17 protein-coding genes are annotated in these 24,571 nt (G+C 68.6%); 12 read left to right on the top strand and 5 right to left on the bottom strand.

The annotated features are described in order from the left end of the window. Positions 1-2 precede the first annotated feature (2 nt). Genes ACZYRS_RS20825 through ACZYRS_RS20810 form a run of 4 tightly spaced genes read right to left on the bottom strand, consistent with a single transcriptional unit; the run spans position 3 to position 4,398 of the window. Positions 3-2,390 carry a xanthine dehydrogenase family protein molybdopterin-binding subunit gene (locus ACZYRS_RS20825; RefSeq protein ID WP_463420771.1) on the bottom strand — a complete coding sequence of 796 codons (2,388 nt, stop codon included), beginning with the start codon at positions 2,388-2,390 and terminating at the stop codon, positions 3-5. After that, positions 2,383-2,880 (bottom strand): (2Fe-2S)-binding protein, encoded by a 498-nt coding sequence (locus tag ACZYRS_RS20820; RefSeq protein ID WP_463420770.1) that lies wholly within the window; start codon positions 2,878-2,880, stop codon positions 2,383-2,385. Before ACZYRS_RS20820 ends, ACZYRS_RS20825 begins: the two co-directional genes overlap by 8 nt. Continuing rightward, positions 2,877-3,746, bottom strand: coding sequence for an FAD binding domain-containing protein (locus tag ACZYRS_RS20815; protein WP_463420769.1), 870 nt, complete (start codon positions 3,744-3,746; stop codon positions 2,877-2,879). The genes ACZYRS_RS20820 and ACZYRS_RS20815 overlap by 4 nt, the downstream gene beginning before the upstream one ends. A 16-nt stretch (positions 3,747-3,762) precedes the next feature. After that, positions 3,763-4,398, bottom strand: a complete 636-nt coding sequence (locus tag ACZYRS_RS20810; RefSeq protein WP_463420768.1) for a CoxG family protein — start codon at positions 4,396-4,398, stop codon at positions 3,763-3,765. Positions 4,399-4,503: 105 nt separating this feature from the next. Between ACZYRS_RS20810 and ACZYRS_RS20805 the strand changes: the two genes are divergently transcribed. From ACZYRS_RS20805 to ACZYRS_RS20760, 10 genes are all read left to right on the top strand, one after another. Beyond that, positions 4,504-5,256, top strand: a complete 753-nt coding sequence (locus ACZYRS_RS20805; RefSeq protein ID WP_463420767.1) for a TetR/AcrR family transcriptional regulator — start codon at positions 4,504-4,506, stop codon at positions 5,254-5,256. A gap of 127 nt (positions 5,257-5,383) precedes the next feature. Next, the gene (locus tag ACZYRS_RS20800; protein ID WP_463420766.1) at positions 5,384-7,189 is read left to right on the top strand and encodes an FAD-dependent oxidoreductase; all 1,806 of its coding nucleotides are present in this window, start codon (positions 5,384-5,386) and stop codon (positions 7,187-7,189) included. Beyond that, positions 7,186-9,087: a 2-oxoacid:acceptor oxidoreductase subunit alpha gene (locus ACZYRS_RS20795; protein ID WP_463420765.1), complete on the top strand. Its 1,902-nt coding sequence runs from the start codon at positions 7,186-7,188 to the stop codon at positions 9,085-9,087. The genes ACZYRS_RS20800 and ACZYRS_RS20795 overlap by 4 nt, the downstream gene beginning before the upstream one ends. Then, complete coding sequence (locus ACZYRS_RS20790) at positions 9,084-10,139, top strand: 2-oxoacid:ferredoxin oxidoreductase subunit beta (protein ID WP_198784393.1); 1,056 nt, start codon at positions 9,084-9,086, stop codon at positions 10,137-10,139. Before ACZYRS_RS20795 ends, ACZYRS_RS20790 begins: the two co-directional genes overlap by 4 nt. Before the next feature lie 46 nt (positions 10,140-10,185). Continuing rightward, positions 10,186-10,623 carry a CBS domain-containing protein gene (locus ACZYRS_RS20785; protein WP_198784392.1) on the top strand — a complete coding sequence of 146 codons (438 nt, stop codon included), beginning with the start codon at positions 10,186-10,188 and terminating at the stop codon, positions 10,621-10,623. 47 nt (positions 10,624-10,670) lie between these two features. Then, positions 10,671-11,276, top strand: coding sequence for a TetR/AcrR family transcriptional regulator (locus tag ACZYRS_RS20780; protein ID WP_463420764.1), 606 nt, complete (start codon positions 10,671-10,673; stop codon positions 11,274-11,276). Between the two features lie 105 nt (positions 11,277-11,381). Beyond that, positions 11,382-12,383, top strand: coding sequence for an NADP-dependent oxidoreductase (locus tag ACZYRS_RS20775; protein WP_463420763.1), 1,002 nt, complete (start codon positions 11,382-11,384; stop codon positions 12,381-12,383). Positions 12,384-12,428: 45 nt separating this feature from the next. Then, a complete protein-coding gene (locus ACZYRS_RS20770; protein ID WP_463420762.1) occupies positions 12,429-13,103 on the top strand; it encodes an SDR family oxidoreductase in 675 nt (224 codons plus the stop codon). 756 nt (positions 13,104-13,859) lie between these two features. Next, positions 13,860-18,797 (top strand): ESPR-type extended signal peptide-containing protein, encoded by a 4,938-nt coding sequence (locus ACZYRS_RS20765; RefSeq protein WP_463420761.1) that lies wholly within the window; start codon positions 13,860-13,862, stop codon positions 18,795-18,797. Between the two features lie 31 nt (positions 18,798-18,828). Next, positions 18,829-19,710 (top strand): OmpA family protein, encoded by an 882-nt coding sequence (locus tag ACZYRS_RS20760; RefSeq protein ID WP_463420760.1) that lies wholly within the window; start codon positions 18,829-18,831, stop codon positions 19,708-19,710. 37 nt (positions 19,711-19,747) lie between these two features. Here the strand turns inward: ACZYRS_RS20760 and ACZYRS_RS20755 are convergent, their stop codons facing one another. After that, complete coding sequence (locus tag ACZYRS_RS20755) at positions 19,748-20,164, bottom strand: MarR family winged helix-turn-helix transcriptional regulator (RefSeq protein WP_463420759.1); 417 nt, start codon at positions 20,162-20,164, stop codon at positions 19,748-19,750. A gap of 303 nt (positions 20,165-20,467) precedes the next feature. Here ACZYRS_RS20755 and ACZYRS_RS20750 point away from each other — a divergent pair, with 303 nt between their 5' ends. Both ACZYRS_RS20750 and nirB read left to right on the top strand, forming a co-directional pair. Continuing rightward, positions 20,468-21,661, top strand: coding sequence for an ABC transporter substrate-binding protein (locus tag ACZYRS_RS20750; RefSeq protein ID WP_198784385.1), 1,194 nt, complete (start codon positions 20,468-20,470; stop codon positions 21,659-21,661). 377 nt (positions 21,662-22,038) lie between these two features. Further along, positions 22,039-24,567, top strand: coding sequence for a nitrite reductase large subunit NirB (gene nirB / locus ACZYRS_RS20745; RefSeq protein WP_463420758.1), 2,529 nt, complete (start codon positions 22,039-22,041; stop codon positions 24,565-24,567). The last annotated feature ends 4 nt before the right edge of the window (positions 24,568-24,571 follow it).

The raw sequence follows: 24,571 nt of genomic DNA, 5'->3' as shown, positions 1-24,571 counted from the left end.
GTTCAGATGCGCCCGAGCGCGCGCAGCAACTTGTCGGGCGTCACGGGCTGGTCCGAGACGCGCGCGCCGAAGGGCCGCAGCGCGTCGTTGATGGCGTTCAGCACCGCCGCCGGCGCGCCCGCGGTGCCGGCCTCGCCCGCGCCCTTGGCGCCCAGCTGCGAAGTACGCGTGGGCGTCTCGATGTGGGCCACCTCGATGTCGGGCATCTCGCAGGCCATCGGCACCAGGTAGTCGGCCATGCTGCCGTTGCGCATGAGGCCGTTGTCGTCGTAGAGGCACTCCTCGTACAGCACGCCGCCGATGCCCTGCACCACGGCGCCGCGGATCTGCTCGTCGACCAGCATCGGGTTGAGCACGCGCCCGCAGTCCTCCACCACCCAGTGGCGCAGCAGCTTGACGAAGCCGGTCTCCACGTCGACCTCCACATACGACGCCTGCACGCCGTTGGTGAAGACGAAGGGGTAGTCGCGCTGCGCGTAATGGCGTGTGACGACCAGCTCGGGCTGAAAGCCCGGCGGCAGCAGGTCGGGGCGGAAGTACGCGATGCGGCCCAGCTCCGCGAACGAGACCAGCGCCTCGCCCGTCGCGAGGCACATCACCTCGCCCCGCGCGATCTGCATGCCTTCGGCCGGGCGCTTCAGGTGCGCGGCGGCCAGCTCGAGGATGTTCTGCCGCAGCTGGCGGCTCGCCAGCAGCACGGCCTCGCCGCCGATGCCCGCGCCGCGCGAGGCCCAGGTGCCGCCGCCGTAGGGCGTGGCAGCCGTGTCGCCGGTGAGCACGCGCACCGAGGCCATCGGCACGCCGAGCGTGTCGGCCGCGATCTGGGCGAAGATGGTCTCGGTGCCCTGGCCCTGTTCGCCCACGCCGGTGGCGCAGTGCACGATGCCGGTGGGGTCGAGCCGGAGCGTGGCGCCGTCCTGCGCCGCGATGCGCGCGCCGCCCACGCCGTAGAACGCGGGGCCCGGGTTGGTCAGCTCGATGAGCGCCGCGATGCCGATGCCGCGATGGATGCCCTGTGTGCGCAACTCTGCCTGCTCGCGGCGCAGCGCCTGGTAATCCATCATCGTCTCGATCTTTGCGAGACAAGCCTGGTGCGACAGCCCTTCGAGCAGGATGCCGGAGGCGCCCTTGCGCGGATAGCTGTCGTCCTCCATCACGTTGCGGCGGCGCAGCTCGAGCGGGTCGATGTCGAGCTTCGCCGCGGCCAGGTCGACCAGCCCCTCGGTGACCGCGCAGGCGATCGGATGGCCCACGCCCCGGTACTGGCTGGTCTGCACCTTGTTGAGGAACACCACGTCGAGCGCGGCCTTGTAGTGGTCGTGCTTGTACGGGCCGCCCGTGATGTTGAGCACCTGGTTGCCCTCGATCGCGCTGGTGCGCGGAAACATCGAGTACGGGCCGATGCCGGTGAGGTCGTCGATCTGGAAGGCCAGCATGCGGCCGTCGTTGGCGAGCGCGAGTCGGGCCTTCACGCGGTGCTCTCGCGCATGCACGTCGGTCACGAACGATTCGAGGCGGTCGGCGACGAACTTGACCGGCCGCCCGAGCATCACCGAGAGCGCGACCGTCGCGAAGTCGTCCGCGTAGGCATGCACCTTGATGCCGAAGGAGCCGCCCACGTCGCGGCAGATCACGCGCACGTCGGCTTCGTGCAGGCCCAGCTGGCGCGCGTACAGGTCGGCCATCATGTGCGGCGCCTGGTGCGAGTGGTGCACCGTCAGGCGCCGGTCGGTGGGCGCGAAATCGGCCAGCACCGCGCGCGGCTCCAGCGTCACGCCGGTGTGGCGGCCGAAGCGAAAGACCTCTTCCACCACCACGTCGGCCGCATCGAACATCGCCTCGACGCCGCCGGTGTCGATCTCGCGGTGAAAGCACAGGTTGTTGCCGAGCGCAGGATGAATCACGGGCGTGGCCGCGTCCAGCGCGGTGTCCATGTGCACGGCGGCGGGCAGGGGCTCCCATTCGACCGTGACGGCGTCGAGCGCGTCCTCGGCCAGCGCGCGGGTCTGGCCGACGATGGCCAGCACCGCCTCGCCCTGCCAGGTCGCGCGGTCGATGGCGAGCGCATGCTGCGGCGGCGAGCGCATGCCCGTCAGGTGCTTGAGCGTGGCCTCCCACGGCGCGCACACGGCGGCCATTTCGCGGCCGTCGACGATCGCGGCGATGCCCGGCATGCGGCGCGCCGCCTCGGCATCGATGCGCACGATGCGCGCGTGCGCATGCGGGCTGCGCAGGTACACCACGTGCAGCATGCGCGGCAGCACCAGGTCGTCGACGTACTGGCCGCGGCCCTGCGCCAGGCGATGGATGTTGGTGCGCGTGACCGGCTTGCCGATGAAGCGCTCGGCCTCGGTGTCGATCACCGGTGCGGGGGCGGTCACGTCATTCATGTGCGCCTCCGTCCTGAAGCCGCTGGTCGCGCGCGAGCACGATGGCATCGACGATCGCGTGGTAGCCGGTACATCGGCAGTAGTTGCCCGAGATCTGTTCGCGGATCTCGGCGCGGCCCGCGTTCGGTTCGTGGCGCAGCAGGGCGTGGGCCGTGAGCAGCATGCCCGGCGTGCACGCGCCGCACTGCGCGGCGTTGCGCGCGACGAAGGCCTGCTGCAAGTCGGCGATGGCGCCCGCGTCGGAGACGCCCTCGATGGTCTGCACCTCGTGGCCGTCGGCCTGCACGGCGAGGATCAAGCAGCCGCGCGCGATCTCGCCGTCGAGCATCACGGTGCAGGCGCCGCACACGCCGTGCTCGCAGCCCACGCGGGTGCCCTTGAGCCCGATCTCGTCGCGCAGGTAGTCCACCAGGTGCTGGCGCGGCTCGACCCAGTGCGCGTGCAGCTCGCCGTTCACACGGATGCGGGTGAGGATCTTCGCTTCGTTCATGGCGCCGCTTCGGGGTTCAGGATGGCGCGCACCGCGCGCTGCAGCAGCACGCCCGCCATGTGGCGCTTGGCGGCGGCGCTGCTGTGCAGGTCGGCGTCGGGGTGCATGTCTTCGTCCAGGCTCTCGATGGCCGTGTACATGGCGGCGGCATCGGCCGCGGTGCCGGTCAGGCAGGTCTCGGCGCCGAGCGCGCGCATCGGCGTGTTGCCCATGCCGAAGAACGCGATGCGCAGGTCCGACAGCACGCCGGCCGTCACGTCGGCGGCCATGGCGATGCCGACGATCGCGTAGTCGCCGTGGCGCCGCGCGAGTTCGGAAAACGCGAAGCGGCGCGCCGGGCCGGGCAGCGGGAATTCGAGCGCGACCAGCACCTCGTGCGGACGCAGGTCGGTCTCGTAGAGGTCGATGAAGAAGTCGCCCGCCATCACGCGGCGCTCGCGCTGGCCGTCGCTGAGGACGAGCTCCGCATCGGCCGCGAGCGCGCACGCGGGCCACTCGGCCGCGGGGTCGGCGAAGGCGATCGAGCCGCCGATCGTGCCGCGGTTGCGGATGGCCGCGTGCGCCACGTGCGGCGCGGCCTGCGTGAGCAGCGGCAGGTGCCGCGCCACCACGTCGGAGCATTCGATGTCGACGTGCCGAGCGAGCGCGCCGATGCGCAGGTACTCGCCGCGCAGGCCGATGCCGCGCAGCTCGACCAATGAACTGATGTCGATCAGCAGCTGCGGCTTGGACAGCCGCATGTTCAGCGTCGCGAGCAGCGTCTGGCCGCCGGCCAGGAGGCGCGCCGCGTCGCCGTGCTCGCGCAGCAGCGCCGAGGTGTGCGCGAGGCTTTCTGCGCGCAGGTAGGAAAAAGCGGGGGCCTTCATCGTGCCGGTCCTTCGCTCAGAAGGAGAAGGCGCGGCAGGCGAGCCAGCCGACGCCGATGCCGATCGCGAGCCAGAGGATGCGCTGGAACTCGTTGGCCCAGACGGGGCCGCCGGCGGGAGAGGGCGCGACGGCGGGCGATGCCGCGCGTGCGGGTGCGGGGGCGGTAGTCGTGACCGTATCGCTCGCTGGACCGACAGGGGCGGGCGGTGCGCTCGGCGCCAACTGCGCGTTGAGCGCCTGGAAAAACTCGTCGGCCATCTTCCGCGCCGATGCATTGATGAGGCGCCCGCCGATCTGCCCGAGCTTGCCGCCGACCGCCGCTTCGGCCGTGTACGACAGGCGCGTGCCGCCGTTGTCTTCGGCGAGCGTGACCTTCGATTCGCCCTTGGCCATGCCCGCCGCGCCGCCGCTGCCCTCGAAGGCGATGCGGCAGCGCTCGGGCGCCACCACGTCGTGCATCTGGATGCGGCCGCTGAAGTGCGCGCGCACCGGGCCGATCTTGGCGAGCAGGCGCGCCTCGATTTCGGTCTCGCTCACGCGGCGCATTTCCTCGCACCCGGGAACGCACTTGGCGAGCACGAGCGGGTCGTTGAGCGCGCGCCAGACCGCTTCGCGAGAAGCCTGCACCCACTGTTCGCCTTGCAGTTCCATCCGTGTCTCCGTCTTTGTTGGCGCTAGTGTTTAACGTTTGGTCAATAAGATCATCGGTACTTACCATGAGGTAAATTAGCGACTGCTCAAACCAACAAGGCATCCATGAAAGAACTGCCACCAGAAGACGACACCGGCCCGCGCACGGCCGGGGGCCGTCGCAAGAGAGCCGGGGACACGAAGATCGCGGTGGCCGCCAAGCCGCTGCGCCAGCGGCTGTCGACCGAGAACAGGGAGCGGCAGATCCTCGATGGCGCGATCGCGTTCTTCTCCGAGCGCGGCCTGGATGGCCAGACGCGCGAGCTCGCCCAGCAGATCGGCATCACGCACCCTTTGCTCTATCACTACTTTCCGAACAAGCGCGCGCTCATCGAGCGGGTGTACGAGGAGGTCTACCTCGGCCGCTGGCGCAACGAATGGGAGGCGTGGATCGAAGACCGCTCGCAGCCGCTGGAAGACCGGCTCGTGCGCTTCTACATCGACTACGCGCGGGCCATCCTCACCAAGGAGTGGGTGCGCATCCTGGTGTTCTCGGGCCTCTCGGACGGCTACGTGCCCGACCAGTACATGCAGCTGCTCAAGGAGCGGCTCTTTCCGCACATCTGGCGCGAGGTGCGCCACGAGCTGGGCATCTCCAACCGCGACAAGCCCACCGAGCGCGAGCTCGAGCTGATGTGGGGCATGCACGGCGGCATCTTCTACATCGGCCTGCGACGCTGGATCTACGGGCAGCCGATGCCCACGGACCTGGACGCGGTGCTGGCCGACCGGGTGCGCGGGTTCCTGCTGGCGGCACCGTCGGTCTTTGCGCGGGCGGGCGCGAAAAAGCATTCATCCCGGGGCGCAAAACCGGCCTGACGGTTCCTGCCGGGGCGCGCTGGCTGCGGGATTTCACCAAGGTGGTGCAGCCGCCAGTGCGGCGCATACTGCGCCAAACCCACATGACGGCCCCTTCGGGGCCAGGGCGACTGTCAGGAGACACGCATTGCAGCGAACCGACATTGCCAACCCGGCCTATTTCCACAAGGTCGTCGATTGCCAGTACGCCTGTCCGGCGCACACGCCCGTCCCCGAGTACATCCGCATGATCGCGCAGCGCCGCTACGGCGACGCGTACATGATCAACTGGGCCTCCAACGTCTTCCCGGGCATCCTGGGGCGCACCTGCGACCGGCCCTGCGAGCCGGCCTGCCGGCGCGGGCGCGTGGAAGAAAGCAACGCGAAGATGCCCGAGCCGGTGGCCATCTGCCGCTTGAAGCGCGTGGCCGCCGACATGAAGGAGGACGTGCGCGCGCGCATGCCCAAGAGCGCCGCGAAGAACGGCAAGCGCGTGGCCTGCGTGGGCGCGGGGCCGGCCTCGCTGACCGTGGCGCGCGACCTCGCGCCGCTGGGCTACGAGGTGACGGTGTTCGATGCCGAGGCCAAGGCCGGCGGCTTCATCCGCACGCAGATCCCGCGCTTCCGGCTGCCTGAATCGGTGATCGACGAGGAGACCGGCTACGTGCTGGACCTGGGCGTCGAATTCCGCGGCGGCGAGCGCATCGATTCGATGAAGGCGCTGATCGCGCAAGAGTGGGATGCGATCTTCATCGGCTGCGGCGCACCGCGCGGGCGCGACCTCGACGTGCCGGGCCGGAAAGAAGCGGCGGCCAGCATCCACATCGGCATCGACTGGCTCAACTCCGTGTCCTTCGGCCATGTGAGCAGCATCGGCCGGCGCGTGATCGTGCTGGGCGGCGGCAACACCGCGATGGACTGCTGCCGCTCGGCGCGGCGCCTGGGCGGCACCGACGTGAAGGTCATCGTGCGCAGCGGCTTCGACGAGATGAAGGCCTCGCCCTGGGAGAAGGAAGACGCGCAGCACGAGGGCATTCCGATCATCAACTTCCATGTGCCCAAGGCCTTCGTGCACGACCAGGGGCACCTGAAGGGCATGAGCTTCGAGGTGGTCCGCGCCGAGTACGACGACAAGGGCCACCGCACGCTGGTGCCCACCGGCGAGCCCGATGCATTCTTCGAATGCGACGAGGTGCTGGTCGCGGTGGGGCAGGAAAACGCCTTCCCGTGGATCGAGCGCGACAGCGGCATCGCCTTCGACAAGTGGGGCCTGCCGACGCTCGACAAGAACACCTTCCAGTCGACGGTGCCCAACGTGTTCTTCGGCGGCGATGCGGCCTTCGGCCCCAAGAACATCATCACGGCCGTGGCGCACGGCCACGAGGCGGCTGTGTCGATCGACAAGCTGCTGCGCGCGGAGCCCGTGTACGTGCGCCCCGCGCCGATGACCAACCTGGTCTCGCAGAAGATGGGCATCCACGAGTGGAGCTACGACAACGACACCTCCAACGACCTGCGCTACAAGGTGCCGTGGGCGCAGGCCGAGACGGCGCTCGCGAGCATCCGCGTGGAGGTGGAGCTGGGCTTCGACGCCGCCACCGCCTTCAAGGAGGCCGAGCGGTGCCTGAACTGCGATGTGCAGACCGTCTTCACCGAACCGGCCTGCATCGAGTGCGACGCCTGCGTGGACATCTGCCCCATGGACTGCATCAGCTTCACAGCCAACGGCGAGGAGGCCGAGCTGCGCACCCGCCTGAAGGCGCCGGCGCTGAACCTCGCGCAAGACCTGTATGTGTCCGGCGGCCTCAAGACGGGCCGCGTGATGGTCAAGGACGAAGACGTCTGCCTGCACTGCGGCCTGTGCGCCGAGCGCTGCCCGACGGGGGCGTGGGATATGCAGAAGTTCCTGCTGAAGATGACGCCAGCGGGGCAAGGGCAGGAGGTGGCGGCATGAGCGCCGTGCGACCGCCCGAAGGCGCGAAGGCTTCCTCGGCGAGCGCGGCGAGTGTCATCCCGCAGATCGAAGGCATCAACGACTTCGTCATCAAGTTCGCGAATGTCAACGGCTCGGGCTCGGCCTCGGCCAACGAACTCTTCGCCAAGGCGATCCTGCGCATGGGCGTGCCGGTGAGCCCGCGCAACATCTTCCCGAGCAACATCCAGGGCCTGCCGACCTGGTACGAGGTGCGCGTGACCGAGGCGGGCCACCTCGGGCGGCGCGGCGGCACCGACATGATGGTGGCGATGAACCCGCAGACCTGGGACGCCGACCTGGCCGAACTGGAACCCGGCGGCTACCTCTTCTACGACAGCACGCGGCCGCTGCCGCCCTCGAAGTTCCGCACCGACATCCGCGTGATCGGCATGCCGCTCACCGAGATCTGCAACGCGGTCTATCAAGACCCACGCCAGCGGCAGCTCTTCAAGAACATCGTCTACGTGGGCGCGCTGGCCATCCTCCTGGGCATCGAGCCCGAGGTGGTCGAAAAACTCTTCGGCGAGCAGTACAAGGGCAAGGAAAAGCTGCTGGCCTCCAACGTGCAGGCGCTGCACCTGGGTTGCGATTTCGCGCGCGAGAACCTGCGCGAACCGCTGGGCATCAAGGTGCGGCGCGCGGACCGCGTGGGCCACCGCATCTTCGTGGACGGCAACAGCGCCGCGGCCCTGGGCTGCGTGTACGGCGGCGCGACGGTCGCGGCCTGGTATCCGATCACGCCTTCGTCATCGGTGGCCGAGGCGTTCCAGAAGTACTGCACCAAGTTCCGCGTGGACCCGGCCACCGGCCAGCACCGCTTCGCCATCGTGCAGGCCGAGGACGAACTCGCCTCCATCGGCATGGTGGTGGGCGCCGGATGGAACGGCGCGCGCGCCTTCACGCCGACCTCGGGGCCGGGCATCTCGCTCATGACCGAGTTCATCGGCCTGGCGTATTTCGCGGAGATTCCGGTCACGCTCATCAACGTGCAGCGCGGCGGACCCTCGACGGGCATGCCCACGCGCACGCAGCAGGCCGACATCCTCTCGTGCGCCTACGCCTCGCACGGCGACACCAAGCACGTGCTGCTGTTCCCCGAGGACCCGCACGAGTGCTTCGAGCACGCAGCCGCGGCGCTCGACCTGGCCGATCGCCTGCAGACGCCGGTGTTCCTCATGACCGACCTGGACATCGGAATGAACCAGCGCCTGTGCGAGCCTTTCGCGTGGGACGACGCCAAGGCCTACGACCGCGGCAAGGTCATGACCGCCGAGGAGCTCGAGGCGGGCCGCGACTTCGGCCGCTACAAGGACGTGGACGGCGACGGCATTCCCTGGCGCACGCTGCCGGGCACGCACCCGAGCAAGGGCAGCTACTTCACGCGCGGCACCACGCGCGATGCCTATGCGCGGTATTCGGAGCGCGGGCCGGACTACATCTACAACGTCGAGCGGTTGCTCAAGAAGTTCGCGACCGCGGCCACGATGGTGCCCCAGCCGGTGCTGCGGCCCGCGGCTGAGAAGACCGATTTGGGCGTGATCTATTTCGGCTCGACCAGTCCCTCGATGCACGAGGCGCTCGACGCGCTGGAAGAAGAGGGCATCCACCTCGATGCGATGCGGCTGCGCGCGTTTCCGTTTCCGGAGAGCGTCGCGCAGTTCCTCGCCGACCACCGGCAGGTGTTCGTGGTCGAGCAGAACCGCGATGCGCAGATGCGCAGCCTGCTCGTGAACGAGCTGGAGTTCGATCCGGCGCGGCTTGTGCGCGTGCTGCACTTCGACGGCACGCCGATCACGGCGCGCTTCATCGGCCAGGCGATCGCCGCGCATGTGCGAAAGACGGCGGCGCTTGTAGCCACCCCGAAGGAGTCCGCATGACCTATCTGGCCAAGCCCCGGCTGCACCACCCCACGCTCGCCACCAACAAGGTCGGCTACAAGCGGCGCGACTACGAGGGCAAGATCTCAACGCTCTGCGCGGGCTGCGGCCACGACTCGATTTCCGCCGCCATCATCGAGGCCTGCTGGGAGCTGGACATCGAGCCGCACCGCGTGGCCAAGCTCTCGGGCATCGGCTGCAGCTCCAAGACGCCGGACTATTTCCTCGGCGCCTCGCACGGATTCAACACCGTGCACGGCCGCATGCCCAGCGTGCTGACCGGCGCCAATCTGGCCAACCGCGACCTGCTGTACCTGGGCGTCTCGGGCGACGGCGATTCGGCCTCCATCGGCCTCGGCCAATTCGCGCATGCGATGCGGCGCGGCGTGCGCATGGCCTACATCGTGGAGAACAACGGTGTCTACGGCCTCACCAAGGGCCAGTTCTCGGCCACGGCCGACCAGGGCTCCAAGAGCAAGAAGGGCGTGGTCAACACCGACAGCCCGGTGGACTTGGTGGCGCTCGCGCTGCAGCTGGGCGCGAGCTACGTGGGGCGCGGCTTCTCGGGCAACAAGGCGCAGCTGGTGCCGCTCATCAAGGGCGCGATCAGCCACGGCGGCTCGGCCTTCATCGACGTCATCAGCCCCTGCGTCGCCTTCAACAACCACCCGGGCAGCACCAAGAGCTACGACTATGTGCGCGAGCACAACGAGGCGGTGAGCCGCATCGACTTCATCAGCGGGCGGGAAGAAATCACCGCCGACATCGGCCCAGGCGAGGTGATGGACGTGCGCCAGCACGACGGCACGCTGCTGCGGCTGCGGAGCCTCCACCCCGACTACAACCCCGGCGACCGCTACGCCGCGATGGCCTACATGCAGCGCCACCACGAAATGGGCGAGGTGGTGACGGGGCTGCTGTACGTCGACCCGCTCGCCACCGACCTGCACACGGCGCTCAACACCTGCGACCGCCCGCTCAACACGCTGGAGGCCGAGGCGCTGTGCCCCGGCGCGGGCGCCCTCGAAAAGCTCAACGCCTCCTTGCGCTGACACCGCGCGGGCGGCCCGATCGACCTGACTTTCTGGAGGGTGCACCATGGCCGAGCGCACTGTTTTCCAATCCGTCACGCGCAAGCACGTCATCAGCCTGGGCCCGCAGGCGAGCGTGCGCGATGCCGCCTGCGTGATGACGCGCGCCAACTGCGGCAGCGTGCTCGTGATGGAGTTGCCCGACACGCTGCTGGGCATCCTCACCGAGCGCGACCTCATGACCCGCGTGCTCGCCAAGGGCCTGGACCCCGACCGTACGCCGGTGCGCGAGGTGATGACGCCCAACCCGATCTGCGTGCCGCCGGAGACATTGGTGTCCGACGCCGTGGTGCTGATGCTGGAGCGCGGCTTTCGCCATTTGCCGCTGGTGTCGGGCGCGAAGATCCTGGGCGTGTTCTCGGTGCGCGATGCGCTGCCGCGCGAAGTCGGCGCGGCGCTCAACCAGACGGAATTCAACGAGCAGGTGAACGACGCCCTGGGTTGACGGGGCAGGGGCGCCGGCGGGGGTTGCGCATCTCACGCAAATCTAATATGATGCGTGTCATGCCAAACGCAAAAATCAATGCCAGGACCGCCGCCAAGGAGGCGTCGCACGAACGCATCGTGGCGGTGGCCGCGCGCGCCATCCGCCGCAGCGGCTACGACGGCACCGGCGTGGCCGACATCATGAAAGAGGCGGGCCTCACGCACGGCGCCTTCTATGCGCACTTTCCCTCGCGCGAAGCCATGCTGGCCGAAGCCGCCGGCCGCGCTTGCGCGGAGTCCGCAGCCGCCGCGGCCGATGCCGTGGCCAGCGCACCCGACGGCAAGGCCCTGGAGCGCATGCTGCGCGCCTATCTCTCGAAGGAGCACCAGGCGCATGCGGACATCGGCTGCCCATTGGCCGCGCTGGGCTCGGAAACGCCGCGCCAGACGCCCGAAGTGCGCCGCACGACCACGCGGCACGTCAAGGCGATGGTGGATCTTGTCGCCCGCCAGTCGCCCGACTGGGGCCAGCCCGGCGCGCACGAACAGGCGCTCGTGGCCATCTCCACCATGGTCGGCGCCTTGATGCTGGCGCGCGCGGTCGACGAGCCCGGCCTTGCGGACCGCCTGCGGGAAACCGCGCTGAATCAACTGCTCCCCGCCGACGCCTGATTCCATCGGAAGGACGTCGGCTTTTCGTTTGCCTCTGAATATGACGGTCATCATGCCAATTCGGATTTTTGAGTTTTTTGAACCGCTTCGCAACAAGGAAATACCATGAAGGCATTCGTTCTCGATCGATACGGCAAGCAGGGCGCGCTGCGGTCGGCCGACGTGCCGGTGCCCACCCTGCGCGACGACGAGGTGCTGGTCGAGGTCCACGCCGCGGGCGTGAACCTGCTGGACGCCAAGATCCGCGACGGCGAGTTCAAGCTCATCCTGCCGTACCGCCTGCCGCTCGTGCTGGGGCACGACGTCGCGGGCGTCGTCGTCAAGACGGGCCCTCAGGTGCAGCAGTTCAAGCCGGGCGACGAGGTCTATGCGCGGGTCGACGATTTCCGCATCGGCACCTTCGCGCAGTTCGTGCCCGTGAAGGAAGCCTCGCTCGCGCTCAAGCCCAGGAACCTCACGATGGAGGAGGCCGCCTCCATCCCCCTGGTCGGCCTGACCGCGTGGCAGGCGCTGGTCGAGAAGGCCGGGCTGAAGAAGGGGCAGCAGGTCTTCATCCAGGCCGGCTCCGGCGGCGTGGGCAGCTTTGGCATCCAGCTGGCGCGGCATCTGGGCGCCACCGTCGCCACGACCACCGGCACCGGCAACGTCGCGTTCGCCAAGAGCCTGGGCGCGGACGTGGTCGTGGACTACCGCACGCAGGACTTCGAAGACCTGCTGAGCGACTGCGACGTGGTGCTGAACAGCCAGGACGGCAAGACGCTCGCGAAGTCCCTGCGCGTGCTCAAGCGCGGCGGAAAACTCATCTCCATCTCCGGCCCGCCCGACCCCGAATTCGCCAAGCGCATCGCGGCGCCCGCGTTCGTCGGGCTGGTCATGCGGTTGCTGAGCGCGGGCATCCGGCGAAGGGCGCGCGCACGCGGCATCGGCTATTCGTTTCTCTTCATGAGGGCGAGCGGCGACCAACTGCGCGAGATCACCCGGCTCATCGAGTCCGGCGCCATCCGCCCCGTGATCGATCGCGTCTTTCCATTCGATTCGACCAACGAGGCGCTGGCCTATGTCGAAGGCGGCCGTGCCAAGGGCAAGGTCGTCGTCAAGGTCAAGTGAAGCTGTTTTTTTCAACCCACAATCCTGCAAACCTGGAGCATTCCCATGAACATCGAAAACGCCGTCGTCCTCGTCACGGGCGCCAATCGCGGCATCGGCCTGGTATTCACGCGCGAACTGCTCGCACGCGGTGCCCGCAAGGTCTACGCGGCCGCGCGCGACCCGGCCACCATCACGCAAGCCGGTGTTCAACCGCTGCGGCTGGACGTCACCAAGCCCGAGGAGGTGGCCGCCGCGGCGGCGCTGGCCTCGGACGTGACGCTCGTGATCAACAACGCGGGCATCGCGCAAGCCGGCGGCTTCCTGGCGCCGGACAGCGAAGAGGTTGCGCGGCGCATCTTCGAGACCAACTTCTTCGGCGTGCTTCGCGTGAGCAAGGCCTTCGCGCCGGTGCTCGCGGCCAACGGCGGCGGCGCGTTGCTCAATGTGCTGTCGGTCGCCTCGTGGATGAACGGCGGCGATCTGGCCGCGTACTCGGCGAGCAAGTCCGCAGCCTGGTCGCTCACCAACGCGCTGCGCAGCGAACTCGCGCCGCAGAAGACGCAGGTGCTCGGGCTGCACATGGGCTACGTCGATACCGACCTCACGCGCGGTTTCGAGGTGCCCAAGTCCAGCGCTGAAGACATCGTCGGCCGCGCGCTCGACGGGCTTGAAGCGGGCCTGAGCGAAGTGCTGGCCGACGAGATCACCCAGCAAATCAAACGGAGCCTCGCGTCATGAAGCGCGAGCCGCCCGCGACCTGGAAGAGCGCTCCGACGCGCACGGTCACCGCGGGCGGCGTGCGGCTCGTCTGACGCGAACTCGGGGCGCGGAACGCGGGCCCGCCGGTCGATCTCTTCGGCTTCTCGATGGGCGGGATCGGTGCTGGTGGCCAATGGGGAACAGCGACCGCATGGTGCCCAGCAGCAATACACGCGAATTGGCCCGGCGCCTGCCGAACAGCGAGCTTGGTCATTTACCCGGACTCGGGGCACGGCGCGGTATTTCAATTCCACGACGATTTCGTGCCCAGGGCGCTGGCATTCCTGGCGCGTTGATTTTTCGGCCAAATAAGAATTAGCTTCATCGGCCACGTCGAATTGCGCGCATGTCGGCCGATTTCAAATATCTATTGAATTGATTTGGACGATTGACAAGTTTTCGTCAAGCGGGCGACGAGCGGTTGCCGCCAATGAGGCATACCCGTTTTAGCATCCTTCACTACCCGAATGATGATTAATAAATATAACTACATTGATCCTCGAAAAAAGACGTGGTAAGCGCTCTATTCATTAGTAACTTTATATTACTATTCATAATCATAGATCGATAAAAAATATAAATCAATTCCTCTCAATGACTCCAAAATGCAACGTTGCCAGTTGCAACATTCCATCCATTTCCTAAGATCAATTGATAAAACAATTCAAATAAATTGCACAGGGAGCGAAATGGCATTGCGCCATTCAACGATTCTTCAAAACGGATGGACAGGTCATGAATCGAACTTATCGCTCTCTCTGGAATGAATCCCTCGGTGCCTGGGTGGCGGCCTCGGAGGTTTCCCGCGCTCGCGGAAAACCCGGCGGCAGCCGCGTGGCGCTTTCCGCGGCCGCGGGCATGCGCGCGGCGCGTCCGCGACCGGCGGGCGGGCTGCTGGCGGGCATTGCGGCGGCGCTGGTGGCGATGAGCGGCCTGGGGTGGTCTTCGCTCGCGCAGGCGCAGGCGGTCAACTGCACCGCATCACCCTTCAACCTGTACAGCGGCTCCGTCTCGTGCATGGGGCTCAACGCCACCGCGAACGGTGTCGGCGCCACCGCGCTGGGCTCCGGCGCCGCCAGTGATACCAATGGGGCGCTTTCCGTCGGCTTCAAAGCCCATAGCGCCCAGGTGAATTCCGTCTCGCTGGGCTACCAGGCCTACGCCGCCGGCGTCAACTCCATCTATCTGGGTGCCCGCACCGTCGTCGGCACCGGTGCTTTGGCTGACGGAGCCATCGGAATCGGCACGGACGTCACCGCGAGCGCCGGGGACACCATTGCAGTGGGCTCGCTGGCGGCCTCGACCACCAAGTACGCGGCTTCCGTCGGCTACGCCGCGAAGGCGAACGGGCTGCGCAGCCTCGCGCTGGGGTACCGGGCCACCGCGGACGGGGTGGATTCGGTGGCGCAGGGCAATTCCGCGGCCGCGGGCGACCAGAATGCCATCGCCGTCGGCTTCCAGTCGATCGCCAGCCAGCTGAACGCCATCTACATCGGCTCGCGCACCGCCGCGGGAACCGGTGCCACGGGTGTAGGCGCCATTGCCATCGGCACGGACGTGACGGCGTCCGAGAACAACGCGACCGCCGTGGGCTTCCAGAGCAAGGCGACCGGCGCCACATCGGTGGCCATCGGCCCGAATTCGGCGGCCTCGGACACCTCTGCGATGGCCCTGGGGACCGGCACGGTGGCAAGCAGCACCAACGCGGTCGCGCTCGGCGCAACCGCCACGGCGACCTCGGCCGGCGCCAGTGCGCTGGGCACCTTGTCCAAGGCCACCGGAGGCAACTCCACCGCGGTCGGCGTGAGCTCGACGGCCAGCGCCGCGCGCGCCTTCGCCGGCGGCTGGGGCTCCAACGCCGGCAATGCCGATGCGGTGGCCGTCGGTACGCGGTCCAATGCCTTGGGCATCAGCTCGGCCGCGTTCGGCAACCTGGCCAACGCGTCGGCGGATTTCGCGCTGGCCCTGGGCAACCAGGCCCTGTCGTCCGGCGTCGGCGCCGTGGCGGCGGGCTCGGGCGCCAATGCCGCGACAGACGGCGCCGTCGCGGTCGGCAACAACGCCGCGGCAACGCTCACCCGTGCCACCGCGCTCGGGTTCGGCACCGCCGCGGCCGGCCAGAACGCCACCGCCGTCGGCGCGCTCGCGAGCGCCTCCGCCGACCAGGCCGTGGCCATCGGCGCGAGCGCCAAGGCCTCGGCGCTCAATGCGATCGCGATGGGCAATAACACCATCGCCGATTCCGCCGATGCCGTCGCCATCGGCAACGGCTCCACGGCCACCGGCGGCAAGGCGGTGGCCATCGGTTCGGGCAACGTCGCGAACGGCAACGGCGCGGTGGCCATCGGCGATCCGAACACCGCCACCGGCAACGGCGCCATCGCCAACGGCCTGGACAACACCGCCACCGGCGACGGCTCGGTGGCCATGGGCAACACCAACAAGGTGGGCGGCGGCGGGCAGGACGTGAGCGTGCCCGGCACGCCGGCGCAGGGCGCGGTGGGCATCGGCTACCAGAACACCGTGGTCGGCCAGGGCAGCGTTGCGATCGGCAGCACCAGCAAGGCGCTGGCCGCGGGCGCGGTCGCGTTCGGCGACACGGCGGTGGCCACCAACAAGAACGACGTGGCGCTGGGCTCGGGCTCGGTCACGGCCACGGCGGTCGGCACGCCGAGCGCGACGATCAACGGCAAGCTCTACAACTTCCAGGGCATCGCGCCGACGAGCACTGTGAGCGTGGGCGCGGGCGGTGGCGAGCGCACCGTCACCAACGTGGCGGCCGGCCGCATCTCGGGCACCTCGACCGATGCCATCAACGGCTCGCAGCTCGCCGCCACCAACTCGGCCATCGACGACGTGGCCGCGACCGCGAACAAGGGCTGGAACCTGAGCGCCAACGGCGGCGCACCGCAGAACATCGCGCCGGGCGGCACGGCAGACTTTGCCGACGGCAGCAACACCACGGTCACGCGCACCGGCAACCAGATCCGGGTCGACGTGTCCGCCAATCCGGTCTTCACCTCCGTGACCACGGGCAACACGAAGATCGACAACAACGGCTTGACGATCGTCGGCGGCCCGAGCGTGACCAACACCGGCATCAATGCCGGCGGCACGAAGATCACCAATGTGGCGCCCGGCGTGGCCGGCACCGACGCCGTGAACATCGACCAGCTGACCACCACGGTGGCCGGCAGCAAGACCAAGTACTACCAGGTCAATTCCAAGGGCGGGGGCAACGAACTGAACGACGGCGCGACCGGCACCGACGCCATCGCCTCGGGCAAGGACGCGACGGCCGCGGGCACCTCGAGCGTGGCGATGGGCCTGGGCGCCACGGCCGGCACGGCCAACAGCGTGGCGCTGGGCGCGGGCTCGGTGACCGATACCGCAGTGGGAACGGCGAGCACGACGATCAACGGCACGGTCCACAACTTCCAGGGCGCGGTGCCGGTGGGCACGGTCAGCGTCGGCTCGGCCGGCAACGAGCGCACGATCACCAACGTGGCGGCCGGCCGCATCTCGGGCACCTCGACCGATGCCATCAACGGCTCGCAACTGTTCGCCACCAACTCGGCGATCACCGATGTGGCGGGCACGGTCGCCAAGGGCTGGAACCTGAGCGCCAACGGCGGCGCGCCGCAGAACATCGCGCCGGGCGGCACGGCGGACTTCGCCAACGGCAGCAACACCACGGTCACGCGCACGGGCAACCAGATCCGCGTGGACGTGTCGGCGGACCCGGTCTTCAACTCGGTGACCACGGGCAACACGAAGATCGACAACAACGGCCTCACGATCGTCGGCGGCCCGAGCGTGACCAACACCGGCATCAATGCCGGCGGCACGCAGATCACCAATGTGGCGCCCGGCGTCGCAGGCACCGATGCAGTGAACATCAACCAGCTGAACACCACGGTGGCCGGCAGCAAGACCAAGTACTACCAGGTCAACTCGGTGGGCGGCGGCAACGAACTGAACGACGGCGCCACGGGCACCGATGCGATCGCCTCGGGCAAGAACGCGACGGCCGCGGGCACCTCGAGCGTGGCGATGGGCCTGGGCGCGACGGCCGGCACGGCCAACAGCGTGGCGCTGGGCGCGGGCTCGGTCACCGACACGGCCGTGGGAACGGCGAGCGCGACGATCGACGGCAAGGTCTACAACTTCCAGGGCGTCGCACCGGTGGGCACGCTCAGCATCGGCACGGCCGGCAACGAACGCACGATCACCAACGTGGCGGCCGGGCGCATCTCGGGCACCTCGACCGATGCCATCAATGGCTCGCAGCTCTTTGCCACCAACCAGTCGATCGAGAACCTGAGCAGCACGGTCACGGCGAACAAGAACCGCTACTACAGCGTCAACTCCAAGGGCGGCGGCAACGAAGACAACCTGGGCGCAACCGGCGCGGACGCCATCGCGTCGGGCAAGGACGCGAGCGCCACCGTCGATGGCGGCGTGGCGATCGGCGCGGGCGCGGTCTCCGACCGCGCGATCGCGGGCAGCACCGGCAACATTCCCGCGGGCAGCGCGCTGATTCCCTTCAACACGACCGACCGCACGCTGCTGGGCGCGCTCTCGGTGGGCAGCGCCACCACCTACCGCCAGATCACCAATGTGGCCGACGGCACGCAGGCGCAGGACGCGGTCACGGTGCGGCAGCTGAGCGGCGCGCTGCAGGCCTTCGCGGTCACGCCGATCAAGTACTTCCACGCCAACTCTGCCGCGGCCGATTCGCTCGCGGTCGGCGCGGAGTCGGTGGCGGTCGGGCCGCAGACCGTTGTGAACGGCAACAACGGCGTGGGCATCGGCAACGGCGCCGTGGTGCAGCAGAGCGCGCCGGGCGGCATCGCGATCGGGCAGGGCGCCACGTCGCAGTTGGCCGATTCGATCGCGATGGGCACGGGCGCCTCGGCGGCCGGCGTGCAGGGCGTGGCGCTCGGCGCGGGCAGCAGCGTGACGCAGGCCGGCGGCGTGGCCCTCGGCGCGGGCGCGGTGGCATCGACGGCCGCGGGCGTTGCGGGCTACGTGCCGCCCACGGCCACCGACGCGCAACGCATCGCCATCGGCGCGACCACCAGCACGCTGGCGGCCGTCTCGGTGGGCAATGCGGCGAGCGGGCAGTTCCGCCAGATCACCGGCGTGGCCGCGGGCACGGCCGACAGCGATGCGGTCAACGTGTCGCAACTGCGCGGCGTGCAGGGCACGGTCGCGGCCATCGACCAGTCCACGGTCAAGTACGACAGCAACGCCGATGGCTCGGTCAACTACAACAGCGTGAGCATGGGCGGCAGCAACGCCACCGGCCCGGTCACCGTGCACAACGTGGCGCCGGGCGTGGCGGGCACCGACGCGGTCAACGTCAACCAGCTGAACGCGCTGGGCGGGGGCCTGAACAACCGCATCAACGCGGTGAACGACCGCATCGACGGCGTCGAGAAGAACGCCTATGCCGGCGTGGCCGCGGCCATGGCGCTGCAGATGCCCGGCAGCTACGTGCCCGGCAAGACGGTGATGCGCATCGGCGCGGGTTCGTTCAAGGGCGAGAGCGCGGTGGGCGTGAGTTTCCGGCGCACCGCCGAGAACAACGCCTGGAGCATCACCGGCGGCGTGGCCACCAGCCGCGCGGGCGTCGGTGCGACCGTCGGCGCGGAATGGGTCTTCAACTGATCGCCATCGAGAAGAACTGGACGAACTCACCATGAACAAGCATTCACAAGCCAGGACCTCTTTGGCGATCCGCGCGATCCGCGCCACCCTCTGCCTCGCCGCGCTTGCGGCCGCCGGCTGCGCGAGCTACACCATCACCCCCGAGATGCAGGCCCGCGCCGCCGCGGAGAACCCGGCGCCGCCGAAGGACGCGGACTTTCCCGCGCTCGATTCCGCAAAGTGGCAGCAGGGCGCCTTCCCCAGCATCGAGGCGCTGCGCGCCATGCACACCGGCATGGGCAAGGACCAGGTGCGCGGGCTGCTGGGCTATCCGCATTTCAGCGAAGGGCTGGGCGGCGTGCGCGAGTGGAACTACATCTTTCACTTCCGCACCGGCGCGGGGCCGGCGTACATCACCTGCCAGTACATGGTCCGCTACAACGCGGACGTGCTGACCAACGGCATGTACTGGAAGGGGCCGGGCTGCGCCGATTTGCTGAAGCCGGCGCCCGTGGCCGCGAGGCCTGCCGCGGTCATTCAGTCCTCGCCCGCGAAGACGACGACGCTCGGCGCCGACGGGCTCTTTCGCTTCGACGGCCGCTCGCTCGCCGACCTGCTGCCCGAAGGCCGGCGCAAGCTCGATGCGCTGGCCAGCGACATCAAGGCCAGCGCGCAACCGGTGGATGCGGTGCGCGTGACCGGCCACACCGACCGGCTCGGCAGCGCGAGCTACAACCAGGCGCTGTCGCTCGCGCGCGCCGAGACCGTGCGCGGCTACCTCGTGCAGGCCGGCGTGCCGGCCGAGCGCGTGCAGGTGCAGGGCAAGGGCGAATCGGAGCCGAAGGTGCAGTGCGCGCAAACCAGCCGCGCGGCGCTGATCGATTGCCTGGCGCCGAACCGGCGCGTGGAGATCGAGGTGTCGGCAGGGCGCTGACGCCCGCTGCGGCGGGCCGGCCGCGGGTTCCGGTCCGCTACGCGCCGCCCCTGCGCGCGAGCGCGACCACTTGCGCCAGCTGCGCCACCTGGTCTTCGTGCAGCACCGCGAGCCGCTCCAGCTTCTTGCGCCCCGCGGCCAGGAGGTGCACCTCGACCTGCCGCCGGTCGATGCTGCTGGGCTTGCGCCTGACCAGCCCCGCCTCCTCGCAGCGCGACACGAGCGCCACAACGCCGTGCGGCTGCGCCTGCAATCGCTCTGCGATCTCGCTGACCGTGGCCCATTCGCGGCCCGCGAAACCCTGCGTGTGAAGCATCAGCTGGTACTGCAGCACCGTGATGCCCTCGGCCCGCGCGGCGTCTTCGCTGAAGCGCAGAAAGCTGCGCAGCCTGAACCTGAAATCGGACAGTGCCTCCAAGTGCTGCTTGTCGATGCTTCCCCGTGGGCTGGCCATTGCGTTTCCAAGTGATGTGCGAACGGCAAGCAATGTAGCAGCGCGCAATTGCGGGCCGCAGGGCGTTGGAGAGCTTGCCGAAGCGTTCGTGCATGAGGCCCGGGGCGCCATAAAACAAGCCGGCCGGGCCCATCAAGAGGTGCAACCCTTTGTTTTCACTATTGGTAGCACTCGGGCGGGCGGGTTAGTGAAAAAGTAGGCAACCCAGCCGACTTTTTCGGGCGCGTTGTCGCCCAAAGGACATTGTCAGACCTCGCAAGGGCCGCAGCATCCGGCGCCTTCAACAAGAACGAGGAGACATTCATGACCCAGGAACCGGTGCGTCCGATCACCCGGCGGCGAGCGGCCATTTCGATGGCCTGTGCGGCCCTCGGCATGGCGGCACGGCCCGCCTCCGCTGCCACGACCGCAGCCACCACGGCCACCACGGCCTCCACCGCAACCAAGCCCGGCGGCGACATCGTCATCGGCCAGAGCGCCCATCTGAGTGGCCCGCTCGCGCCCACGCTGCGGGCCGTGCTGCGCGGCCAGGAGATGGCGCTGGAGGCGTTCAACCAAAAGGGCGGCGTCGAGGGCCGGCGCGTGAGCCTCGTCACGCTGGACGACGCCTACGACGCGCAGAAGACGGTGTCCAACGCGAAGGAGCTGCTCGCGCGCCCCGACGTGGTCGCGCTCTTCGGCCTCACCAACACGGCCGGCGCGGGCGCGGTGCTGCCGCTGCTCGTGGAGAAAAAGGTGCCGCTCGTGGGCGTGTACAGCGGCTCGCCCGCACTGCGCGCCAAGCACAACCCGTACTTCTTCACGACCATGGCGAGCTACCGCGACGAGGTGGTGCAGATGGTGCGCAACCTCGTCACGCTGCACCAGGCCGAGATCGGCCTCGTCTACCAGAACAGCCCCTTCGGCCAGCTCATGGCGCCCGTGGTCGAGGAAACCTGCAAGGAGCTGGGCGCGACGCTCGTGGCCAAGGTGCCGCTCGAAGTCAGCGGCAGCGATGCGGCGGCCGCCGTCGCCACGCTGGCGGCCGCCAAGCCGCGGGCGCTGATCTTCATGTCCTTCGGGCCGTCGATGGTGCCGTTCGTCAAGGCGGCGCGGCAGAAGATCGCCGCGCCCATCTACTGCGTGAGCATCGCCAACTCGCGCACGCTGATCGAAGCGCTCGGCGACGAGGCGCGGGGCCTGGCCGTCGCGCAGATCGTGCCGTACCCCTTTCGCGCCACGAGCACGCTCACGCGCAACTACCACGCGGCCATGGCGGCCGCGGACCTGCCGGTGGACTACGACCACTTCTTCGGCTACCTCAACATCACCGTGCTGCTGGAGGGCCTGAAGCGCGCCGGCAGGGGCGTGACGCCCCAGAAGCTCGTCGCGGCGATGGAGGGCATGCGCATGGCCGACATCGGCGGCTACACGGTCGACTACAGCCCCGAGAACCACCACGGCTCGCACTTCGTCGAGCTGGTGATGGTGGCGCCGGGCGGGCGCTACCTGCGCTGAGCGCCTTCGCTTTCCTGCACCAAACGGGACGACGCATGCGCCACAACGGCGCACGCCGCCGCGCGCCAGACCCGCGGCGGCGCCATCTTTGTGCGACCTGAGGGCTGGGGACCCGACCCTCGGCTGAATCGCCTGGCACGGATGTTGCGCAGGGTCTTGCACTGTTCCGCGGCAACGCCGCCGCGGCACTCACAGTGCCTCCGCTAACGACGGCGGACCCGAGCGCACTGCAAGCTTTGTTCAACCAAGGCCGGCAGTGCGTCCGTTCCAACCCGATTCGCATCCGTCCCTTGCGGGGGCTCGCCTGACTGCCGTCTTCCCGACGGGGTCCTCGGCGGACTGACGCATGGCCGGCTGCACCGAACGCAGGATCCGACATGAAAATCGCAGTCATTGGCCACGGCATGGTGGGCCACAAGTTTCTAGAGCAGCTCCACGAACTCGGCGTCGCGCAGGCGGAGGTCACGGTGTTCTGCGAAGAGCCCCGCGCGGCCTACGACCGGGTGCATCTCTCCGAATTCTTCGCGGGCAAGACCGCCGAAGATCTGTCGCTGGTGGAGCCAGGCTTCTTCGAGCGCAGCGGCTTCACGCTGCGCCTCGCGGCCAAGGCCGTGGCCATCGAGCGCCGCAACAACACGCTCACCACCGCCGAAGGCGAAGTGGTGGCCTACGACAAACTCGTGCTGGCCACGGGCTCCTCGCCCTTCGTGCCCGCCGTGCCCGGGCGCGACCGGCCCAACTGCTTCGTCTACCGCACCATCGAAGACCTCGAAGCGATGAAGGCCTGCGGCGCGCGCTCCAAGAGTGGCGTGGTCGTCGGCGGGGGCCTGCTGGGCCTGGAATGCGCCAAGGCGCTGCGCGACATGGGCCTGGAGACGCACGTGGTCGAGTTCGCGCCGCGCCTCATGGCCGTGCAGGTCGACGACGGCGGCGGCCGCGCGCTGCGCAGCAGCATCGAGGCGCTGGGCCTGCATGTGCACACGGGCCGCAACACGGTGGAGATCGTCGACGGCGCCGCCGCGCGGCACCGCATGGTGTTCGCCGACGGCACCTACCTGGAGACCGACATGATCGTGTTCTCCGCCGGCATCCGCCCGCGCGACGAACTGGCGCGCCAGTCGGTGCTGGCCATCGGCCCGCGCGGCGGCGTGGCGATCGACAGCCACTGCCGCACGAGCGATCACGACATCTACGCCATCGGCGAATGCGCCTCGTGGAACGAGCAGACCTTCGGCCTCGTCGCACCCGGCTACGACATGGCGCGCGTTGCCGCGAAACACATCGCCGGCCAGCAGGACGCCGCCTTCATCGGCGCGGACATGAGCACCAAGCTCAAGCTCATGGGCGTGGACGTCGCGAGCATCGGCGACGCGCACGGCAAGACACCGCATTCGCGCGCCTACCAGTACATCAACGAGCACAAGCAGATCTACAAGAAGATCGTGGTGAGCGAAGACGGCAAGCAACTGCTGGGCGCGGTGCTGGTCGGCGATGCAGCCGAGTACGGCACGCTGCTGCAGATGGCGCTCAACGGCATCGCGCTGCCGGCGGACCCGGAGTTTTTGATCCTGCCCTCGAGCGATGGCAAGGCGAGGCCCGGCATCGGCGTCGATGCACTGCCCGACACGGCGCAGATCTGCTCCTGCAACAACGTGACCAAGGGCCAGATCTGCGCGGCCGTGGGCGAGGGCGCCTGCACCGTCGCCGAGATGAAGGCCTGCACCAAGGCGGGCGCCACCTGCGGCGGCTGCGTGGCGCTGGTGGGGCAGGTGATGAAGGTGGAGATGGCCAAGCGCGGCATGGCCGTGAACAACCACCTGTGCGAGCACTTCGCGTACTCGCGCCAGGAGCTCTACCACCTCATCCGCGTGGGCGAGATCCGCACCTTCGACGACCTGCTGGCCAAACACGGCAAGGGCCTGGGCTGCGACATCTGCAAGCCCACGGCGGCGAGCATCTTCGCCTCGTGCTGGAACGAGTTCGTGCTGAAGAAAAACCTCGCGAGCCTGCAGGACAGCAACGACTACTTCCTCGGCAACATCCAGAAGGACGGCACCTACTCGGTCGTGCCGCGCATGCCCGGCGGCGAGGTCACGCCCGATGGCCTCATCGCCGTGGGGCAGGTCGCCAAGAAATACGGCCTCTACACCAAGGTGACCGGCGGCGCGCGCGTGGACATGTTCGGCGCGCGCGTGGAGCAGTTGCCCTCGATCTGGGAAGAGCTCATCGCCGCGGGGTTCGAATCGGGCCACGCTTATGGCAAGTCGCTGCGCACGGTGAAGAGCTGCGTGGGCTCCACCTGGTGCCGCTACGGCGTGGACGACAGCGTGGGCCTGGCCGTGGAACTGGAGAACCGCTACAAGGGCCTGCGCGCGCCGCACAAGATCAAGTTCGGCGTCTCGGGCTGCACCCGCGAATGCGCCGAGGCGCAGGGCAAGGACGTGGGCATCATCGCCACCGAGAAGGGCTGGAACCTCTACGTCTGCGGCAACGGCGGCATGAAGCCGCGCCACGCGGAGCTCTTCGCCTCCGATCTCACGAAGGCGCAGCTCATCCAGCTGATCGACCGCTTCCTGATGTTCTACGTGCGCACGGCCGACCGCCTGCAGCGCACCAGCACCTGGCGCGAGAACCTCGAAGGCGGCCTCGACTACCTGAAGGGTGTGCTGCTGCAAGACACGTTGGGCATCACGGGCGAACTCGAAGCGCAGATGCAGAACGTGGTCGACACCTACCAGTGCGAATGGAAGACCGCGGTGAACGACCCCGCCGTGCGCCAGCGCTTTCGCTCCTTCGTCAACAGCGAGAAGCCCGACGAGCACATCGTGTTCGTGAAGGAGCGCGGCCAGATCCGCCCGGCCCGCGCCGAAGAGCGCAGCACCGAAGCCGATGCCGAAACCGTCTGACGAA

The organism is Variovorax sp. AC194, from assembly GCF_979257995.1.
This window is presented reverse-complemented; position numbering and strand designations above follow the sequence as displayed.

Bases quoted from the DNA above. Each gene is read 5' to 3' on its own strand.
- ACZYRS_RS20825 (WP_463420771.1), bottom strand. From the start codon at position 2,390: ATGAATGACGTGACCGCCCCCGCACCGGTGATCGACACCGAGGCCGAG.
- ACZYRS_RS20820 (WP_463420770.1), bottom strand. From the start codon at position 2,880: ATGAACGAAGCGAAGATCCTCACCCGCATCCGTGTGAACGGCGAGCTG.
- ACZYRS_RS20815 (WP_463420769.1), bottom strand. From the start codon at position 3,746: ATGAAGGCCCCCGCTTTTTCCTACCTGCGCGCAGAAAGCCTCGCGCAC.
- ACZYRS_RS20810 (WP_463420768.1), bottom strand. From the start codon at position 4,398: ATGGAACTGCAAGGCGAACAGTGGGTGCAGGCTTCTCGCGAAGCGGTC.
- ACZYRS_RS20805 (WP_463420767.1), top strand. From the start codon at position 4,504: ATGAAAGAACTGCCACCAGAAGACGACACCGGCCCGCGCACGGCCGGG.
- ACZYRS_RS20795 (WP_463420765.1), top strand. From the start codon at position 7,186: ATGAGCGCCGTGCGACCGCCCGAAGGCGCGAAGGCTTCCTCGGCGAGC.
- ACZYRS_RS20790 (WP_198784393.1), top strand. From the start codon at position 9,084: ATGACCTATCTGGCCAAGCCCCGGCTGCACCACCCCACGCTCGCCACC.
- ACZYRS_RS20785 (WP_198784392.1), top strand. From the start codon at position 10,186: ATGGCCGAGCGCACTGTTTTCCAATCCGTCACGCGCAAGCACGTCATC.
- ACZYRS_RS20780 (WP_463420764.1), top strand. From the start codon at position 10,671: ATGATGCGTGTCATGCCAAACGCAAAAATCAATGCCAGGACCGCCGCC.
- ACZYRS_RS20775 (WP_463420763.1), top strand. From the start codon at position 11,382: ATGAAGGCATTCGTTCTCGATCGATACGGCAAGCAGGGCGCGCTGCGG.
- ACZYRS_RS20770 (WP_463420762.1), top strand. From the start codon at position 12,429: ATGAACATCGAAAACGCCGTCGTCCTCGTCACGGGCGCCAATCGCGGC.
- ACZYRS_RS20765 (WP_463420761.1), top strand. From the start codon at position 13,860: ATGAATCGAACTTATCGCTCTCTCTGGAATGAATCCCTCGGTGCCTGG.
- ACZYRS_RS20760 (WP_463420760.1), top strand. From the start codon at position 18,829: ATGAACAAGCATTCACAAGCCAGGACCTCTTTGGCGATCCGCGCGATC.
- ACZYRS_RS20755 (WP_463420759.1), bottom strand. From the start codon at position 20,164: ATGGCCAGCCCACGGGGAAGCATCGACAAGCAGCACTTGGAGGCACTG.
- ACZYRS_RS20750 (WP_198784385.1), top strand. From the start codon at position 20,468: ATGACCCAGGAACCGGTGCGTCCGATCACCCGGCGGCGAGCGGCCATT.
- nirB (WP_463420758.1), top strand. From the start codon at position 22,039: ATGAAAATCGCAGTCATTGGCCACGGCATGGTGGGCCACAAGTTTCTA.